The following is a 17,977-nucleotide window of genomic DNA, read 5'->3' on the forward strand; positions in this document are numbered from 1 at the left end:
CTCAGGTCACGATGATCGGGGCGTCGTGGGTGACCACGACCGTATGCTCGAACTGCGCGCCGACGCCCTTCGGGCAGACCAGCGACCAGCCGTCGCCCTGCGCGTCGGTGCGGGTGCTGTGCGTGGCCAGGAACGGCTCGACCGTGATCACCATGCCGGCGTGCAGCCGGCGGGTGTCGCGTCGGTCGTAGTAACCCGGAATCGAGCCCGGTTCCTCGTGCAGCGCGCGCCCGACGCCGTGGCTCTGCAGGTCGCGGATGACCCGGAAGCCGCGACGCGCGGCGACCATCTCGATAGTCCGGCCGATGCTGTTGATCAGTCCGCCCGCACGCAACTGTGCGATCGCCGCATCGCGCGCCTCACGGGTCGCATCGAGCAGGCGCTGCTGCGCCGCATTGGCCGTGCCGACGACGAAGCTCGCCCCGGTGTCGGCGAAGAAGCCGTCGAGCTCGGCCGAGACATCGATGTTGACCAGGTCGCCGTCGCACAGCGGCGTGCCATCCGGAATGCCATGCGCGACCACCCGATTGACGCTGATGCAGGTCGCCGCCGGAAAGCCGTAGGTCAGCACCGGCGCCGACTGCGCGCCGGCCTCGCGCAGCATCTGGGCGCCGACCGCATCGAGCGCGCGCGGCGTGACGCCCGCGATCGCCTGATCCCGCATCGTGGACAGGATGCCGGCGACCAGCGCACCTGCGCGCCGCAGGCCTTCGAGCTCATCAGGCGTCTGGATCGTCATGGAAAACCGGGGTCAGAGTCGAATTTCATGGCTGTGCGCCGAAGGGCGTGCGGGTGACGGGGTCAGGGAAAAATCGACTCTGACCCCGGTTTTGGGAGTTGGGCGATGATCGCATCGGCCAGCGCCTGAGGCGACTGCCGGCTGTCGAGCGTCATGACCGGGCAGTGCAGGGTTTGCCGCCAGCGGTCGTGCATCGCCCGGCTGCGGATTTCCGGGCCGCCCGTCTCGTACTGGGCGGCCCAGTCCATGAAGGCGCGATGGTGGCCGACCATATCGCCGCCAGGTGCGATGCGGTCGCCGTAGCGGGTCCGTTCGCGGGCGAGGAGGCGATGCATGCGCTCAGTGTCGTCGAGCGAGAGGAAAACGGCCAATGTGCATCGCGCGACGAGGCTGCTTCCCCAGCTCACCAGCGAACCGGTCAGGATCCACCCGTCATGACCGGTCAGACGTTGTTCGATCGCCGCGATGCGCTCGTCCGGCGTCGTCTTCTCGGTATAAGGAGGGTCGGTCGGCTTCCAGTAGACCTCGTCGACATCCACGTGCGGCAGCGCAAGGCGTGCGGCCAGTGCGGCGCCCAGCGTGGTGGTCCCGCTGCCGGACGCGCCGAAGATGTGGATGCGATGGGGCGGCGTCATGGCCGGATCGGGACCCGCGGTGCGCGGGTCCTCACGGGTCACTTCAGCGCCTTGAACCGCAGGCGCTTGGGACCGGCGTCGTCGCCGAGGCGGCGCTTCTTGTCTTCCTCGTACTCGCGGTAGTTGCCCTGGAAGAACTCGACGTGGCTGTCGCCCTCGAACGCGAGGATGTGCGTGGCGATGCGGTCGAGGAACCAGCGATCGTGCGAAATCACGAAGGTGTTGCCCGGGAACTCCAGCAGCGCGTCTTCCAGCGCGCGCAGCGTTTCGATGTCCAGGTCGTTCGACGGTTCGTCGAGCAGCAGCACGTTGCCGCCCTGCAGCAGCGTCTTGGCCATGTGCAGGCGACCGCGCTCACCACCGGACAGCGAGCCGACCAGCTTCTGCTGATCCTGACCCTTGAAGTTGAAGCGGCCGATGTAGGCGCGCGACTGGATCTCCACGCCATTGATGTTGAGGATGTCCAGACCGCCGGCGATCTCCTGGAAGACGTTGTGGTTGCCTTCGAGCTTGTCGCGGCTCTGGTCGACGTAGGACAGCTGCACGGTCGGTCCGACGATGATCTCGCCCGAGTCCGGCTTTTCCTGCCCGGTGATCATCTTGAACAACGTCGACTTGCCGGCGCCGTTGGGGCCGATGATGCCGACGATCGCGCCCGGCGGCACGATCATCGACAGGTTGTCGATCAGCAGCCGGTCGCCGAACTTCTTGCTGACGTTCTTGAACTCCATCACCGAGTTGCCCAGGCGCTCGCCCGGCGGAATGAAGATCTCGTTGGTCTCGTTGCGCTTCTGATAGTCCTGCGACTGCAGTTCTTCCAGGCGGGCCAGGCGCGCCTTGCCCTTGGAGCGGCCGCCCTTGGCGTTCTGCCGCGACCACTCGAGTTCCTTCTGGATCGCCTTCTGGCGCGCCTTCTCCTGGTTCTCTTCCTGCTTCAGGCGCTCATCCTTCTGCGTCAGCCAGTCGGTGTAGTTGCCCTTCCACGGAATGCCGCGGCCGCGGTCGAGCTCGAGGATCCACTCGGCAGCGTTGTCGAGGAAGTAGCGATCGTGGGTGACGGCCACGACGGTGCCGGTGTAGCGAGCGAGGAACTGCTCCAGCCACTCCACCGACTCGGCGTCGAGGTGGTTGGTCGGTTCGTCGAGCAACAGCATGTCGGGCTTCTGCAACAGCAGGCGGCACAGCGCCACGCGGCGCTTCTCGCCGCCCGAGAGGTTGCCGATCTTCGCGTCCCACGGCGGCAGACGCAGCGCGTCGGCGGCGACGTCGAGCTGGTTCTCCAGCGTGTGCGCATCCCCCGCGGCCAGGATCGCCTCCAGGCGCTCCTGTTCCTTGGCGAGCGCATCGAAATCGGCGCCTTCCTCGGCGTAGGCGGCGTAGACCGCCTCGAGCGCGGCCTGGGCCTGCAGCACCTCACCGACCCCTTCCTCGACCGCCTCGCGGACCGTCTGCTCGGGGTTCAGGCGCGGCTCCTGCTCCAGGTAGCCCACCTTGATGCCGGGCTGCGGGCGGGCCTCGCCCTCGAAGTCGGTGTCCACGCCGGCCATGATCTTGAGCACCGTCGACTTGCCGGCGCCGTTGAGGCCCAGCAGGCCGATCTTGGCGCCGGGATAGAACGACAGCGAGATGTCCTTGATGATCTGCCGCTTCGGCGGGACCACCTTGGACACGCGGTTCATGGTGTAGATGTATTGCGAGGACATGGGGGCTCCGGTTGCGCCTGCCCGCGCCGGGGCCCGGTCGGGCGGCGTCAGGCGGGAGAAGAATGCCCGCGATTATAGCCCGCATCCCAAGGGACGCGTCCGCGGCTGCGCGCGCCGGGACCACGGTCGCGCCTGTGCGGAGGGCGCCTCCGACCTGAGGCCGCGGCGCGCACTTGCGCATCGTCGGGCGAGCCCGGCACCGCCGCGCCCTCCGGCTGCAGAGCCGTGGCAGGGCGTCCGGCCGGGCTTCGCCCCGCGCGGCCGGCTACAATGGCCGGCCACGCCCGATCCTGGAGTCCTCGATGTTCCCGCGCGACGCCCGTCTCGACAGCTTCGATCCCGAACTCGCCCAGGCCATCGCCGCGGAGGTCCGCCGGCAGGAGGATCACGTCGAGCTGATCGCATCGGAAAACTACTGCAGCGCATTGGTCATGGCGGCCCAGGGCAGCCAGCTGACCAACAAGTACGCCGAGGGCTATCCGGGCAAGCGTTACTACGGTGGCTGCGAGTACGTCGACGTCGCCGAGCAACTGGCGATCGATCGGCTCAAGCAGTTGTTCGATGCCGACTACGCCAACGTGCAGCCGCATTCGGGCTCGCAGGCCAACCAGGCGGTCTACTTCGCGCTGCTGCAGCCCGGCGACAAGATCCTGGGCATGAGTCTGGCGCACGGCGGCCATCTGACCCACGGTGCCAAGGTCAACGCCTCGGGCAAGCTGTTCGACGCGGTGCAGTACGGCGTGGACGATGCCGGGCTGATCGATTACGACGAGGTCGAGCGGCTCGCGCTCGAGCACAAGCCGAAGATGGTTGTCGCCGGGTTCTCGGCGTACTCGCAGAAGATCGACTGGGCGCGCTTCCGCGCGATCGCCGACAAGGTCGGCGCGCTGCTGTTCGTCGACATGGCCCATGTCGCGGGTCTGGTCGCGGCCGGCGTGTACCCCAGCCCGCTGCCGCATGCGCATGTCGTGACTTCGACCACGCACAAGACCCTGCGCGGTCCGCGCGGCGGCATCATCGTTGCCAGCCGCGAAGGTGCGGGCGACCTGTTCGACGACATGAGCAAGAAGCTGCAGTCGATCGTGTTCCCCGGCATTCAGGGCGGTCCGCTGATGCACGTGATCGCCGCCAAGGCGGTTGCGTTCAAGGAAGCGCTGGACCCGGCGTTCAAGACCTACCAGCAGCAGGTGGTGAAGAACGCGCAGGCGATGGCGAAGGTCATCATCGAGCGTGGCTACAAGATCGTCTCCGGCGGCACCGAGAACCACCTGATGCTCGTCGACATGATCGGCAAGGATGTCAGTGGCAAGGAGGCCGAGGAAGCTCTGGGCCGCGCCCACATCACGGTCAACAAGAACTCCGTGCCCAACGACCCGCGCAAGCCGTTCGTGACCTCGGGCCTGCGCCTGGGCACGCCGGCGGTGACCACGCGCGGCTACACCGAGGCCGACTGCACCGACCTGGCCCACTGGATCTGCGACGTACTCGACGCACCGGCCGACGACACCGTCATCGCCGCGGTGCGCGAGAAGGTCGCCGCGCAGTGCGCCAAGTACCCGGTCTACGGCTGATGTGGGCGGCATCTCTGCTCGCCGTGCTGGCGGCTGCGTCGTCGCCGGCGCAGGAGGGCAACGTCGTGCGCGATGCTGCCGTCGATCCGATTTATGCCGAGGCAGGGCCTGAGGAGCTGTTGCTCTGCCCGGCCGGCACGACGCCTCGAATGACGGAAGACCAATTGCGCGAGCGTCTCGAAGCCTGGTACGGCGACCTCGTCGATCAGGATATCTCGGCCGCCGTGGATCCCATCTTGCGCGAGGCGCCCCGAGAGCTGCGCTATCCCAGGCGGGCGCTGCGCGCCTATGGCGCTGGCCATGTTGTGGTACTGATCCTGATCGAGAAGGATGGCTCTGTGCCCGAGGCGCTGGTGACCTGCAGTTCCGACCCGCTCTATGAGTCCAGCGCTGTGGAGTTCGCGCTCGGGTACCGTTTCGCGCCATCCACACTGCATGGCCAGCCGATCCGCTCGCTGGTCCGCCAGCCGGTCGAGTTCGGTACCCCCTAGCGCTGCATTTCTTCCGGACCCGGTATGCACTGCCCCTTCTGCCAGCACATCGACACCCGGGTGATCGATTCGCGCGCGTCCGAGGACGGCGCAACGATCCGTCGGCGTCGCGAGTGCGAGGCCTGCGGCGAGCGGTTCAGCACGCTCGAGACGATCGAGCTCAAGCTGCCGGCGATCATCAAGGGCGACGGCCGGCGCGAGCCGTTCGACGCGCGCAAGCTGCGCCTGAGCATGGATCGCGCGCTGCACAAACGCCCGGTGTCGGAGGAGCAGATTGAGGCCACGGTGCGGGCTGTGGTGCACCAGTTGCGCATGACCGCCGAGCGCGAGGTCTCGTCACGACGGGTCGGTGAATTCGTCATCGCCGAACTGCGCAAGCTCGACCATGTCGGCTTCGTGCGTTTCGCCTCGGTCTACCGGGCGTTCGAGGACGTGGCCGATTTCCGCGAGGAGCTCGACCGGCTCGAACGCGACCTGCCGGCCGATGCGCAACTGCCGCTGCTCGGCGGCGAGACCCTGCCACCCGGTCGCGGCGCGCGCAAGCGCTGACCGGCCGCGCGAGCGCGCGGTTGGCGGGATCCGAATTGCGCGCCGGCTGATGGCGAGTTGCGCAGGCGTGCGCTCAAGCACATGGCGCAAGCCCCCTGATCATCTGGAAATGCCGCATATGACCGACTTCGATACCGACGACCACCGCCACATGGCGCATGCACTGGCGCTGGCCGAGCGTGGCGCCTGGACGGCGCGGCCCAATCCGATGGTCGGCTGCGTGTTGGTGCAAGGCGGTGCGGTCGTCGGCGAAGGCTGGCACGCGCGCAAGGGGGGGGCGCACGCCGAGGTGGTCGCGCTGCAGGCCGCCGGTGAGCGGGCAAGGGGGGCGACCGCCTATGTCACCCTCGAACCGTGCGCGCACGTCGGCAGCACCGGGCCCTGCGCCAATGCCTTGATCGAGGCCGGCGTGGCGCGCGTGGTCGCGGCGATGCGCGACCCGTTCCCGCAGGTCGACGGCGCCGGCTTCGCCCGGCTGCGTGCGGCCGGGATCACGGTCCAGGCCGGCCTGCTGGAAGCGCAGGCGCGCGCGCTCAACGTGGGCTTCCTGTCGCGGGTCGAGCGCGGCCGCCCGTGGGCCCGGGTCAAGCTCGCCTGCAGCCTCGACGGGCGCACGGCCATGGCCGACGGCACGTCGAAGTGGATCAGCGGTCCGCAGTCGCGCGCCGACGTCATGCGCTGGCGTGCGCGCAGCGGCGCGATCCTGACCGGCAGCGGCACCGTGCTCGCCGACGACCCGGCGCTCACCGTGCGGCTCGAGGATGCGGCGCCGTTCTTGCCGCCGCTGCGCGTCGTGCTCGATGCCGGGCTCGCTTCGCTGTCGCGCCGACAGGTCCGCGACGCGGCCGCGCCCACGCTCTATCTGCACGCCGCCGATGCCGCGGTGCCGGCGGATCTTGGCTGCGAACACGCCGCGGTGCCGCAGCGCGACGGCCGGCTGGACTTGGCGGCGGCGCTGACGCTACTGGCCGCTCGCGGCATCAACGAGGTCCAGGTCGAGGCCGGCGCGGTGCTCTCGGGTGCGTTGCTGCGGGCGGGCCTGGTCGACGAACTGCTGCTCTATGTCGCCCCGGTGCTGCTCGGCGAGCGCGCCCGGCCGCTGTTCGACGGCCTGGGCATCGACACGATGGCGCAACGGCTGCAGTTGGAGACCGTCGAGGTTGCGCGCCTCGGCGACGACCTCCGGCTGCGGCTGCGGCCGGCTGCCACCGGCTGAGCCCGCTGCCCCCGACCCAAGGCCCCCGAGCGCGGTGCCTGCCGGGGCGCGGCATCGGCCGGCGCGCTCACGCAAGCGCGTAAATCCGGGCTCGGTGCAATGAAGCGTCCCGCCAAGCGGGGCGGGGTGACGGGCACGGCGCTGCTAGAATGCCCGCGCCGGCCCGTCCGGCATCCAATCGAATGTCTTCAGGGCGGGGTGGAAGTCCCCACCGGCGGTAGGCGCGGCGACGCGCGAGCCCGCGAGCGCTGCCGGCGACGTGCGAGATCCTCGCATCGGCCCGGCAGGTCAGCAGACCCGGTCGAAGTCCGGGGCCGACGGTCATAGTCCGGATGCAAGAAGACGACGTCCTGCGTGGCCTGTGGCCGCGCGCGCTGTCGCGTCCCGAACCGTTCCCATTCGGCACACCGTGCGGGCGATCCGCACGGACGGAGGCAGCGACATGTTCACCGGATTGATCGAAGGCGTCGGACGCCTGGTTTCCAACGAGGCCCGCGGCGGCGACGCGCGGCTGCGCATCGCGGTCGGCACGCTGCCGTTCGCGGACGTGACGCTGGGCGAGAGCATCGCGGTCAATGGCGTTTGCCTGACGGTCGTCGCGCACGACGACGCGCACTTCGAGGCCGATGCCTCGACCGAGACGCTGGCGTTGACCACGCTCGGCGCGCTGGCCGCGGGCCGACCGCTGAACCTCGAACGCGCGATGCGCCCGACCGATCGGCTTGGCGGCCACCTGGTCAGCGGCCATGTCGATGGCGTCGGCCGCGTGGCCTCGGTGCACGACGATGCCCGCGCGCAGCGCTGGCGCTTCGAGGCGCCGGCGGCATTGCTGCGCTACGTCGCGCACAAGGGCTCGATCTGCGTCGATGGTGTCAGCCTGACGGTCAACGCGGTCGATGCCGACGGCTTCGAAGTGGCCCTGGTGCCGCACACCGTCGCGCACACGGCGTTCGGCGCCACCGCGGTGGGCGAGGCGGTCAACCTCGAGGTGGACCTGGTCGCGCGCTACGTCGAGCGCCTGCTGGCCAGCGGCGCGGTGCCGCCGGGAGCGCATGCATGAACTTCGCGCCGATTCCCGAACTGCTCGAAGAGATCCGTGCCGGCCGGATGGTCGTGGTCGTCGACGACGAGGACCGCGAGAACGAGGGTGACCTGATCATGGCCGCCGAGCTGGTCCGGCCGGCCGACATCAACTTCATGGTCACCCACGGCCGCGGTCTGGTCTGCCTGCCGCTGACCGCGGACCGCGCGGCCCAGTTGGGCCTGGCGCCGATGGTGCGGGCCAACACCGCGCAGTTCCAGACCAACTTCACGGTCAGCATCGAGGCCGCCGAGGGCGTGACCACCGGCATCTCGGCGCACGACCGCGCGCATACCATTCGCACCGCGGTCCGGCCCAACGCGCGGCCCGAGGACCTGCACCAGCCCGGCCACATCTTCCCGCTGATCGCCCAGCCCGGCGGCGTGCTGACGCGCGCCGGCCACACCGAGGCCGGTGTGGACCTGGCGATGCTGGCGGGACTGGAGCCGGCGGGCGTGCTGGTGGAGATCCTCAACCCCGACGGCAGCATGGCCCGCCGCCCGGAGCTGGAGGCGTTCGCACGCGAGCACGGGCTGAAGATGGGCTCGATCGCCGACCTGATCGCCTACCGCTTGAGCACCGAACGCACCGTCGAGCGCATCGACGAGTGCGACATCGACACCGAGTTCGGCCCGTTCCGGCTGGTGACCTACCGCGACCGGATCGCGCACGAACTGCATTTCGCGCTGGTCCGCGGCACGCCCGATGCGGCGACCCCGACGCTGGTCCGTGTCCAGGTCGAGAACCCGCTGGCCGACCTGCTGCACTGGCGCCGCGATGATTTCGGCGTCGCCGCCACCGACGCGCTGCGTGCGATCGCGGCCGAAGGGCAGGGCGTGATGGTCGTGCTGTCTGCGCCGCGCGATGCCGACGGTCTGCTGGCGCGGTTGCGGCAAGAACCGGTCGTGCGCCCGCCGGGCAAGGACAAGGATGTCGGCCAGTGGCGGCGCAATGGCGCCGGCGCGCAGATCCTGGCCGATCTGGGCCTGGGCCGGCTGCGCGTGCTGGGCACGCCGCGCCGGCAGATCGGCCTGGCCGGCTACGGGCTGGAGGTCGTGGAGACCGTTCCGGCATGACGCGCGCTAAACTGGCCGGCCTGAGCGAGGCCCCATGCCCATGAGTCACATCGAAGGCGACCTGCGCGCCCCGGCCGGCGCGCGCTATGCGATCGTCGCCAGCCGCTGGAATCCCAAGATCACCGACGCGCTCGTCGCCGGCGCGCGCAAGGCGTTCGCCGACCACGGCGTCGCCGACGACGCGGTCGACGTGGTGCGCGTGCCCGGCGCCTGGGAGATCCCGTTGGCGTGCGCGCGCCTCGCCGCGGCCGGCGGCCATGCCGCGCTGTTGGCACTGGGCTGCGTGGTGCGCGGCGACACCCGCCACTACGAGCAAGTGGCCGACGGCTGCAGCGATGCGCTGATGCGCGTCGCGCTCGATGCCGGCGTGCCGGTCGCCAACGGCGTGCTCGCGGTCGAGGACTATGGCGACGCCGAGAAGCGGGCCGGCGGCAGTCACGGCAACAAGGGCGAGGAGGCGGCGCTGGTCGCCATCGAAATGAGCAATCTGCTGGACAAGATCGGATGACCCAGACCCGCAAACCCCATGGCGTCGACCCGGTGCTGCGCTCGCGCGCGCGCCGCCGCGCGCTGCAGGCCGTCTACGCGATGCAGATGTCCGGCGCGCAGGCGCGCGAGATCGTCGCGCAGTTCGCCCACGAACAGGCCAATGAAGTCGCCGATCTGGCGTACTTCGAAGATCTGGTGCACGGCGTGGGCAGCCGCTACCGCGAGCTCGATGCTGCGCTGGCGCCGTTCCTCGACCGCGAGATCGACGAGGTCGACCCGATCGAGCGCGCGATGCTGCGCATCGCCGCCTACGAGCTGCAGCACCGCGTCGACGTGCCCTACCGCGTGGTCATCGACGAGGCCCTGCGTACGGTCAAGCGCTTCGGTTCCGAACACGGCCACACCTACGTCAACGGCGTACTCGACCGTGCCGCCGCGCAGTGGCGCGCGCCCGAGGTCGGGGCCTTGCGCGGCCGCTGAGCGTCATCGCGCCCGCGCACCGATGGCCGGCGAATTCGCGCTGATCGACCGCATCCGCGCCCGCGTGGTGCAGCGGGGCGATGTGGTGCTGGGCATCGGCGACGATGCCGCGCTGCTGGCGCCCGAACCGGGCGCGCAGCTCGTGGTCGCGATGGACACGCTCAATAGCGGCGTGCATTTTCCAGACGACACCGGCGCCGCCGACATCGGCTGGAAGGCGCTGGCGGTCAATCTGTCGGACCTGGCCGCGATGGCCGCACGCCCGGCCTGGTGCACCTTGTCGCTGTCGCTGCCGACCCCCGATGCCGCCTGGATCGATGCCTTCCTCGACGGCTTCGACGCGCTGGCGCGTCCGCACGCGGTCGCGCTGGTCGGCGGCGACACCACGCGCGGCCCGCTGTCGGTCTGCGTCACGGTGCACGGCCTTGTTGCGCCCGGCCAGGCGCTGCGGCGCGACAGTGCCCGGGTCGGCGACGACGTCTGGGTCAGCGGCACCCTGGGCGATGCGGCAGCCGCACTTGCGCAGTGGACGCAGGGCGGGGCGCGCGATGCCGAACTGCGTCGTCGGCTCGATCGCCCGGACCCGCGGCTTGCGCTGGGCGGGGCGCTGGCGGCGCATGCGCATGCCGCGATCGATGTGTCCGACGGTCTGCTGGCCGACCTCGGCCATGTCTGCCGGGCGAGTGGGGTGGGGGCGCAGATCGATGTCGATGCGCTGCCGGCCTCCGAGGCGCTGCGGCGCGCGATCGCCGATCCCGAACAGCGGCGTGCGCTGCAGGCCGCGGGCGGCGACGATTACGAGCTGTGTTTCACCGCCCCCGCGCATGCGCGCGCGGCGATCGACGCGGTCGCATGCGCCAGCGGCACGCCGGTCACCCGGATCGGGCACATCGTGGCCGGCGACGGCGTCGTTGCGCACACCGGCGATGGGGTCGCCTGGACGCCGGCGCGCGCTGGCTGGGACCATTTCCCCGGCTGACTCAGCGCGCTGCGGTGTCGGATACCGGGCGCGTGCGCACCTCCTCGGGCAGCAGGCTCAGCACTTCGTCGATGATGCCGGGCAGGGATTGCTCGCTGTAGCCGCGATGGGTGAAGGCCACGCGGCCTTCGCGATCGAGCATGAACATGTGCGGCAGCGTCCGCACGCCGTACAGATCGCTGATGCGGCCGCGCGGGTCGGCAATCCAGGTCAGGTCGATGTCGCGGTTCTGGCGGACCACATTGTTGAACTCGGCGCGCGGTTCCTTGTAGTTGACCGCGATGACCTCGAGCGCATCGCGGCCCACCACGCGCTGGAACTGCCCCAGCACCGGCAGTTCCTTGCGGCAGGGCGGACACCAGGAGGCCCAGAACGTCACGATCACGACCTTGCCGCGCAGCGCGGCGAGATCGACGTCGCGGCCTGCGCGGTCCTTGCCGAGCAACGGTGGCGGCAGGCTGCCGACCGCCGGTGGCGTCGCGTCCTGGGCGGACGCGCTGCCCATCGCAGTGGTGAACAGCAGGCAGGCCAGCACGCAGCTGGCGATCGATCGCCTCATCCCTGAATCCCCTGTAGTGCCCCGTGCCGATCTTCGCATGCGGCACCACCGGATGCGCATCGGACCCTGATCTGGCATGGGTCCAGGCGATGGTCATGCGGCGGCAGATGCGCGCGTCGACAAACGCCGCGTGCACGTCGCGAACAGACGCTCAATCGTCCGCGCGGAACGCGTCCTCGATCCAACGCAGCGTCGGCGCGGCGACATCGCCGCTGGTTTCGACGACATCGAAGCGACAGGGCAGGTCACGCAGCCGAGGCTGGCGCGACAGGAACAGCTGCGCCGCCAGCACGAGCCGGCGGCGCTTGCCGGCATCGATCGAGGCCGCGCCGCCGCCGAAGCGCAGGTTGCGACGATGTCGCACCTCGACGAACACGACCGTTGCAGTCGCACCGCGCGTATCGCGCATGACCAGGTCCAGTTCGCCGCCGCGATAGCCGACGTTGGCGGCCAGCAGGGTCAGTCCGGCCGCCTGCAGGTGGGCCAGTGCCGCCCGCTCGGCGGCCTGGCCGTCGCTGCGGCGATCGTTCAACCGCCGGCGTCCGCCTGCGCGACCACGCGACCGTCGCGCCAGGTCGCCCACGCCGGCTGGCGCACGACCTGGCCACCGGGGCCGATGCGCAGCATGCCGGTGGCGCCGCCGATCCCGGCCTCCGCATTGCGGCTCAGGTGTTCGAGGTAGCCGCTCAGCAGCCAGGCATCGAAGCCGAACGCGAACAGCCGCGCCGCGCCGCCGCGCGCGGTCGGCAGGTCGCGGGCGATCGTCGCCTGCGGCGGCAGCGAGCGCGCGCTGGCCCCGGTCGACCAGCTTTCGGTCGGGAACACGATGCCGTCCAGGATCTGGTCTTCTTCCGGCTTGCCGGTGCCCGCGGTGAGCTGCGAGGTGCCCAGGCGCAACCGGCTGCCGAGCCCGGCAACCGACAGCTGCGGCGCGATCACGCGCGCCTGGTTGCCGCGGATCGCGAGGAACACCGCGTCCACGCCCGCACCGGCGGTCACCGCGTTGCGGAAGACAGCGGTCTGGTCGACCGGCGTGTCGCCGACGACCGCGATCGTGCCGACGATGTTGCCGCCGGCCTGGGTCAGGCGTGCGCGCAGCGCGTCGACGCTGCGCCGCGCATTGTCGTCGCCATTGCTGAGCACCAGCACATTGCGCGCGTTGCGGTTCAGCAGGTACTGCGCGGCCGCATCGCCTTCGTCCTCCGGTGCCAGCGAGAACGCCGCCGAGTTCTCGGGCGGTGTGGTCGCGCCGCGGTTGAGCGCGAGCAGCGGCACTGCCGGCGCCGACTGCATGACCGCGTCGACCTCGTCGCGGCCCAGCGGCCCGACGATCTGGTCGGCGCCCTCGGCGACCGCGCGGGCATAGGCGCCAGCGGCGCCGGCCGGGGTGCCGGCGGTGTCGTAGAAGGCCAGTTCCGGCCGCGTGCGGCGCTCGCCGTAGTAGCCGGCCAGCAGGCCGTCGCGGACCGGGCCGGCCGCGGTTGCCAGCGCGCCGCTCATCGGCAGCAGCACCGCGAGCTTGCGCGGCGGACGGTAGCCATCGGACTCGGCGGGCGGGCGGGCGTTGTCGAACTGCCAGCGTCCCGGCTCGGCGGGGGCGACGTCGCCGGCGCCGGGCCCGGCGGTGCCGGTGGTGCGCACGGTCGCGCACCCGGCGATCAGCGCCACCAGAGCCACGGCCACCATCGGGCGGGTGGCGCTGCCGGGACGGAGGACGCGCGGGGTCGCGTGCGCGGTCTGGGCCTGGGTTGCTGTCATGTCGCGGTTCCGCTGCGGGATAATGGCCGCATTCTAGCGTTCCGCTGTGGAGACGATGACTGCATCCGCCCGCCCCACGCCCGCGCCGGGCGTCCTGCACGTCGTCGCCACGCCGATCGGCAATCTCGGCGACCTGTCGCCCCGCGCGCAGCAGGTGCTGCGCGATGTCGATGCGATCTGCGCCGAGGACACCCGGCACACCCGCCAGTTGCTTGGTCATTTCGGCATCGAGCGGCCGCTGGTCGCGCTGCACGAGCACAACGAGGATGGCCTGGCGGCGCGCCTGGTGGAGCGCCTGCGCAGCGGCGAGGCGCTGGCGTTGGTCAGCGATGCCGGCACCCCGCTGGTCAGCGATCCGGGCTTCCGGCTGGTTGCGGCCGCGCGTGCGGCCGGCCTGCGGGTGTCGCCGGTGCCGGGCGCCAGCGCGCTGATCGCCGCGCTGAGCGTGGCCGGCCTGCCCAGCGACCGCTTCGTATTCGAGGGCTTCCTGCCGGCGAAGGCCGGCGCGCGCCGCGAGCGGCTGCAGATGCTCGCCGCCGAGCCGCGCACCTTGCTGTTCTACGAATCCTCGCACCGGATCGACGCGATGCTCGCCGATGCCGTCGCGGCATTCGGTCCCACGCGCCGCGCGGTCGTTGCGCGCGAGCTGACCAAGTTGTTCGAGACCGTGCTCGACGGCGACCTGGCGACCTTGCACGCGCGCGTCGTCGCCGATGCCGACCAGCGCAAGGGCGAATTTGTCGTGCTCGTCGAAGGCGCCCCTGCGTCCGAGGACGCGGCGCTGGCGGAAGGCCGGCGGCTCTACGCCGCGCTCGCGCGTCACCTGCCGCCGTCGACCGCCGCCAAGGTCGCCGCCGACCTCAGCGGCGCGCCGCGCAAGGCGTTGTACGGGCAGGGAACTCCCGACGCCTGAGCGGGTCGAACGGCATCCATTGCAAGGATGCTGTTCGCATGTCTCGACCCCTACGCCGTCTGGCGACCGTCGTGTGCTGTCTCGTGCTGGCCGGTTGTGCCTTGCGCGTGCAGGAATCACATCTTGTCCGGCCGATGCCGGCACCGCCCACCGACCTCGCCGCGCTGCGTGCCGAGTACCCTGCATACACCGCGACCGAGACGCGGATCGCAACGCCCGACGGCGCTTCGCTGTATCAACTGCGGTTGCAGCGGCCCGATGCCCGGGCGACGGTGCTGTACTTCGGCGGCAACGGCTATCGCATCGGTCTGTATGCCAAGTACGCGCTGCGGGTCTACGACGCCTTGCCGGTGGACCTGGTGCTGGTCGACCACCGCGGCTACGGCGGCAGCACCGGCACGCCGACGATCGCCGCGCTGCAGGCCGATGCCCTGCAGGTCTACGACGCGCTGCGCAGCGACACCGCGGCGTCGGGCCGGCCGCTGATCGTGCACGGGCAATCGTTGGGGAGCTTCCTCGCCGGCCATGTCGCCGATGCGCGCACGCTCGATGGGCTGGTGCTCGAAAGTTCGATGACCACGGCCGAGGACTGGGCCGCGGCGATGCGCGCGCGTTCTGGGTTCTGGACGCGGCTGACGGTACGCCGCTTCGACATCGCACCGGCGTTGCAGCAGGCCGGCAACCTCGAGGTCGCCAAGCGGCTGGACGAGCCGGTGCTGTTCGTCGTCGGCGAACGCGATGTCGTCACCGCACCGCGGTTTTCGCAGGCGCTGTTCGACGCGGTGCCGCTGCCGGCCCAGGACAAGCGCCTGGAAATCGTGCCCGAGCGCGGCCACAACGACGCGTCGTTCTCGCCGCAGTTCCGCGCCGCCATGCTGGCAATGCTGGACCGGGTCGAGCGCGACTGAGCTGGCATCGCCGGGTGCTGTGCAGGCGACAAGCTGCATGGACGCGCGGCGTTGATGGCGATCGCACTGGCCAAAGGCTGCCACGCCCGGAGCGGCGTGCGACAATGTGCACCGGCGGAGTCGGCCGGACAGTCGCGTCGTCGGCCTTCACTTCGGTGGAGACCGGCGCCGAGGAAAGTCCGGGCTCCACAGGGCACGGTGCCAGGTAACGCCTGGGCGGCGCGAGTCGACGGAAAGTGCAACAGAAAGATACCGCCAGCGGCCCGGTCGTCTCCGGACGGCCAGGTGCGGGCAAGGGTGAAATGGTGCGGTAAGAGCGCACCGCGAGCCTGGTAACAGGCCGGCACGGCAAACCCCACCGGGAGCAAGACCAAATAGGGACCTCATGACGCGGCCCGCGTCGGGTCCGGGTAGGTTGCTCGAGCGTATCGGTGACGATGCGCCTAGAGGAATGACTGTCCACGACAGAACCCGGCTTACAGGCCGGCTCCGCCACCTTCTAAAAACGCGGCTGATCTCCCCTGCAGTGCAGGGGAGGTCGGCATGTGTTGCGGATCTATGTGCCGGCATGGGGAGGAGTGAGGAGGCAACGCGCCGCGATCCTGCGAGCGTCCGCCCCCACCCCAACCCTCCCCCGCATGGCGGGGGAGGGAGCAGACATCTGCCCCCACACCAACCCTCTCCGCATGGCTGGGGGAGCAGGCGTCTGCGCCCCCACCCCAGCCCTCCCCCGCGTGGCGGGGGAGGGAGCAGACATCTGCCCCCACCCCAACCCTCCCCCGCATGGCGGGGGAGGGAGCAGGCATCTGCCCCCACACCATCCCTCTCCGCATGGCGGGGGGGCAGGCCTCTGCGCCCCACCCCAGCTCTCCCCCGCATAGCGGAGGAGGGAGCAGGGCGGCCCCCGCGATCGTTTCCCCACGGCGCCGCATGCTTCAGTCATCTCCGCGTCGCGGGAATGGAATCGCGCGCCGTGCGCCCAGATCACCTCCCCTGCATGCGGGGGAGGTCGCGCGCGCAGCGCGCGGGTGGGGGCGGGGCTTTCGTCGCCGGGGGCGCCCGCACGCGACATTTCTGCGCGTCAACCCGTCGCACCTGGCCACTCGGCCTGCATCTGCTGCATTGCAACATGACGATTCCGTAAAGGCCGCGTGACGCTGCCGTTCAGGTCCAAAAGTGACGCATTCTCAAAATTTGAGACGAAACAGATGGTTGTGGATAAAGCTTGAACAAGTCTCTGAAGAGTGCCGCAAGTCATTGACCGGACAGGTGAAAAGCGCCGTACAAAGCTGTTGACAACCCGTAGGCGCACTCCTAAGGTGGCGACACGTGGGGAAACCTGGGATTTCGTGGTTTTCCGGCGCACAAGCCCGCCTAAGACGGGCGCCACGAGGTAGGACGGACGTGTTCCAGGGCGAAACCGCCATCACCATCGACGACAAGGGCCGACTGGCGATTCCCACCGCCTATCGGGACGTCGTCGCGCGTGAGTGCGACAACCGCCTCGTGCTGACCTACAACCCCTTCGACGCCGGCAGCCTCTATCTCTACCCCTACAAGGTGTGGGAAGACGTCCGCGACAAGATCAACGCGTTGCCGCGCACCCGCTCCACCAACCGCACCCTCCAGCTCAAGCTGGTCGGCGCGGCGATGGTCGTCGAGCCCGACGGCAACGGCCGCATCAGCATCCCCGCCAGCCAACGCACGACCGTCGGCATTGAGCGCAAGGCGGTGCTGGTGGGCATGGGGGACAAATTCGAACTCTGGAGCGAGCAGGCGCACCAGGCCCAGATCCGGCAGACGCTCAGCGACGCGGACATGGACGGTGACGACCTGGTCGGACTGCAGTTGTGACGGGCGGTGGTGCGGATGCCACGTCCGGCCACCTCCCGGTGTTGTATGCGCAAGTCCTCGAGGGCCTGCGTGTACGTGAAGACGGGCGGTACCTGGACGGCACGTTCGGACGCGGCGGTCACGCCGGCGGCGTCCTCGAACGCCTTGGCCCCGGAGGTCGACTGCTGCTGATGGACAAGGATCCCGACGCGATCGCAGTGGCCCAGGCGCGCTTCGGCGCCGACGCGCGCGTGGCCATCCGCCGCGGCAGCTTCGCTGCGCTCTCCGAGTGGGACGCCGTGGTGCAGGCGCCGCTTGACGGCGTGCTGTTCGACCTGGGCGTGTCGTCGCCGCAGCTCGATGTCGCCGATCGCGGCTTCAGCTTCGGCAAGGACGGCCCGCTGGACATGCGCATGGATCCGGACGCTGGCGAAAGCGCTGCGCAGTGGGTGGCGCGGGCCGCCGAGGCCGAGATCGCCGACGTGCTGTGGACCTACGGCGAGGAGCGCATGAGCCGGCGCATCGCGCGCGCGCTCGTCGCCCGGCGCACGCAGACCCCATTCGAGCGCACCGCGGACCTGGCGGCGGTCATCGCCGCGAACGTGCCGCGCGCCAAGCCGCAGCGCGGCCAGCGCGAGACCCATCCGGCGACGCGCTCGTTCCAGGCGATCCGAATTCACGTCAATCGCGAACTGGCCGATCTCGAGACGGGTCTGGATGCCGCGCTCGACGCGCTGGCACCGGGCGGGCGGCTGGCGGTGATCAGCTTCCATTCGCTCGAGGACCGCATCGTCAAGCGCTTCATCGCACGCCATGCCAAGGCGCCGGCCGGCAATCGCCGCCTGCCCGAAGCGCAGGCCTTCGTGCCGGCGCTGCGCATCGTTGCCGATGCCACCAAGGCCGACGCCGCCGAGCTGCACGACAACCCGCGCGCGCGCAGCGCCGTGCTGCGCGTGGCCGAGAAGCTTCCGACCGTGCACGGGGAGGCCGCATGAAG

Annotated in this window: 19 protein-coding genes, 1 other RNA gene and 1 riboswitch; of the genes, 14 read left to right on the top strand and 6 right to left on the bottom strand. The window is 70.4% G+C overall.

The features are described 5' to 3' along the window. Position 1: 1 nt before the first annotated feature. From map to ettA, 3 genes are all read right to left on the bottom strand, one after another. The gene (gene map, locus WAF18_RS04435; RefSeq protein WP_337244062.1) at positions 2-739 is read right to left on the bottom strand and encodes a type I methionyl aminopeptidase; all 738 of its coding nucleotides are present in this window, start codon (positions 737-739) and stop codon (positions 2-4) included. Between the two features lie 62 nt (positions 740-801). Then, positions 802-1,374, bottom strand: coding sequence for an AAA family ATPase (locus WAF18_RS04440; protein ID WP_337244063.1), 573 nt, complete (start codon positions 1,372-1,374; stop codon positions 802-804). A gap of 38 nt (positions 1,375-1,412) precedes the next feature. Further along, complete coding sequence (ettA, locus tag WAF18_RS04445; protein ID WP_183427919.1) at positions 1,413-3,077, bottom strand: energy-dependent translational throttle protein EttA; 1,665 nt, start codon at positions 3,075-3,077, stop codon at positions 1,413-1,415. A gap of 302 nt (positions 3,078-3,379) precedes the next feature. Between ettA and glyA the strand changes: the two genes are divergently transcribed. From glyA to thiL, 9 genes are all read left to right on the top strand, one after another. Further along, positions 3,380-4,648, top strand: coding sequence for a serine hydroxymethyltransferase (gene glyA / locus WAF18_RS04450; protein ID WP_337244064.1), 1,269 nt, complete (start codon positions 3,380-3,382; stop codon positions 4,646-4,648). Further along, positions 4,648-5,139: an energy transducer TonB gene (locus tag WAF18_RS04455; protein ID WP_337244065.1), complete on the top strand. Its 492-nt coding sequence runs from the start codon at positions 4,648-4,650 to the stop codon at positions 5,137-5,139. The genes glyA and WAF18_RS04455 overlap by 1 nt, the downstream gene beginning before the upstream one ends. A 24-nt stretch (positions 5,140-5,163) precedes the next feature. After that, positions 5,164-5,688 (top strand): transcriptional regulator NrdR, encoded by a 525-nt coding sequence (gene nrdR, locus WAF18_RS04460; protein ID WP_183427916.1) that lies wholly within the window; start codon positions 5,164-5,166, stop codon positions 5,686-5,688. 118 nt (positions 5,689-5,806) lie between these two features. Next, on the top strand, positions 5,807-6,904 hold the full coding sequence (gene ribD / locus WAF18_RS04465; RefSeq protein ID WP_337244066.1) for a bifunctional diaminohydroxyphosphoribosylaminopyrimidine deaminase/5-amino-6-(5-phosphoribosylamino)uracil reductase RibD: 1,098 nt from the start codon (positions 5,807-5,809) through the stop codon (positions 6,902-6,904). A 180-nt stretch (positions 6,905-7,084) separates the two neighbouring features. Then, positions 7,085-7,252, top strand: a riboswitch (FMN riboswitch). A 94-nt stretch (positions 7,253-7,346) separates the two neighbouring features. Then, the gene (locus WAF18_RS04470) at positions 7,347-7,964 is read left to right on the top strand and encodes a riboflavin synthase (protein ID WP_337244067.1); all 618 of its coding nucleotides are present in this window, start codon (positions 7,347-7,349) and stop codon (positions 7,962-7,964) included. Continuing rightward, on the top strand, positions 7,961-9,061 hold the full coding sequence (ribB, locus tag WAF18_RS04475; RefSeq protein WP_337244068.1) for a 3,4-dihydroxy-2-butanone-4-phosphate synthase: 1,101 nt from the start codon (positions 7,961-7,963) through the stop codon (positions 9,059-9,061). Before WAF18_RS04470 ends, ribB begins: the two co-directional genes overlap by 4 nt. A 40-nt stretch (positions 9,062-9,101) precedes the next feature. After that, the gene (ribH, locus tag WAF18_RS04480) at positions 9,102-9,569 is read left to right on the top strand and encodes a 6,7-dimethyl-8-ribityllumazine synthase (RefSeq protein WP_337244069.1); all 468 of its coding nucleotides are present in this window, start codon (positions 9,102-9,104) and stop codon (positions 9,567-9,569) included. After that, positions 9,566-10,030 carry a transcription antitermination factor NusB gene (nusB, locus tag WAF18_RS04485; RefSeq protein WP_337244070.1) on the top strand — a complete coding sequence of 155 codons (465 nt, stop codon included), beginning with the start codon at positions 9,566-9,568 and terminating at the stop codon, positions 10,028-10,030. Before ribH ends, nusB begins: the two co-directional genes overlap by 4 nt. A gap of 22 nt (positions 10,031-10,052) precedes the next feature. Then, positions 10,053-11,009: a thiamine-phosphate kinase gene (gene thiL / locus WAF18_RS04490; protein WP_337244071.1), complete on the top strand. Its 957-nt coding sequence runs from the start codon at positions 10,053-10,055 to the stop codon at positions 11,007-11,009. Position 11,010: 1 nt separating this feature from the next. Here the strand turns inward: thiL and WAF18_RS04495 are convergent, their stop codons facing one another. From WAF18_RS04495 to WAF18_RS04505, 3 genes are all read right to left on the bottom strand, one after another. After that, entirely contained in the window at positions 11,011-11,568 is a 558-nt protein-coding gene (locus WAF18_RS04495; protein ID WP_337244072.1) for a TlpA disulfide reductase family protein, read from the bottom strand. A 151-nt stretch (positions 11,569-11,719) separates the two neighbouring features. Beyond that, positions 11,720-12,100, bottom strand: a complete 381-nt coding sequence (locus WAF18_RS04500; protein ID WP_221187618.1) for a YraN family protein — start codon at positions 12,098-12,100, stop codon at positions 11,720-11,722. Then, the gene (locus WAF18_RS04505; protein ID WP_337244073.1) at positions 12,097-13,326 is read right to left on the bottom strand and encodes a penicillin-binding protein activator; all 1,230 of its coding nucleotides are present in this window, start codon (positions 13,324-13,326) and stop codon (positions 12,097-12,099) included. Before WAF18_RS04505 ends, WAF18_RS04500 begins: the two co-directional genes overlap by 4 nt. 55 nt (positions 13,327-13,381) lie before the next feature. Here WAF18_RS04505 and rsmI point away from each other — a divergent pair, with 55 nt between their 5' ends. The 5 genes from rsmI to rsmH all read left to right on the top strand — a co-directional run bounded on the left by rsmI (position 13,382) and on the right by rsmH (position 17,975). After that, positions 13,382-14,239 (top strand): 16S rRNA (cytidine(1402)-2'-O)-methyltransferase, encoded by an 858-nt coding sequence (gene rsmI, locus WAF18_RS04510; RefSeq protein WP_337244074.1) that lies wholly within the window; start codon positions 13,382-13,384, stop codon positions 14,237-14,239. A 38-nt stretch (positions 14,240-14,277) separates the two neighbouring features. Next, positions 14,278-15,147, top strand: coding sequence for an alpha/beta hydrolase (locus WAF18_RS04515; RefSeq protein ID WP_183427905.1), 870 nt, complete (start codon positions 14,278-14,280; stop codon positions 15,145-15,147). A gap of 116 nt (positions 15,148-15,263) precedes the next feature. Then, an RNA gene (gene rnpB, locus WAF18_RS04520) (RNase P RNA component class A) lies at positions 15,264-15,642 on the top strand. A gap of 909 nt (positions 15,643-16,551) precedes the next feature. Beyond that, complete coding sequence (mraZ, locus tag WAF18_RS04525; RefSeq protein ID WP_337244075.1) at positions 16,552-17,001, top strand: division/cell wall cluster transcriptional repressor MraZ; 450 nt, start codon at positions 16,552-16,554, stop codon at positions 16,999-17,001. Continuing rightward, positions 16,998-17,975, top strand: coding sequence for a 16S rRNA (cytosine(1402)-N(4))-methyltransferase RsmH (gene rsmH, locus WAF18_RS04530; protein ID WP_337244076.1), 978 nt, complete (start codon positions 16,998-17,000; stop codon positions 17,973-17,975). The genes mraZ and rsmH overlap by 4 nt, the downstream gene beginning before the upstream one ends. The last annotated feature ends 2 nt before the right edge of the window (positions 17,976-17,977 follow it).

It is taken from the genome of Luteimonas sp. gir, from assembly GCF_037198055.1.
GTDB lineage: Bacteria > Pseudomonadota > Gammaproteobacteria > Xanthomonadales > Xanthomonadaceae > Luteimonas > Luteimonas citri_A.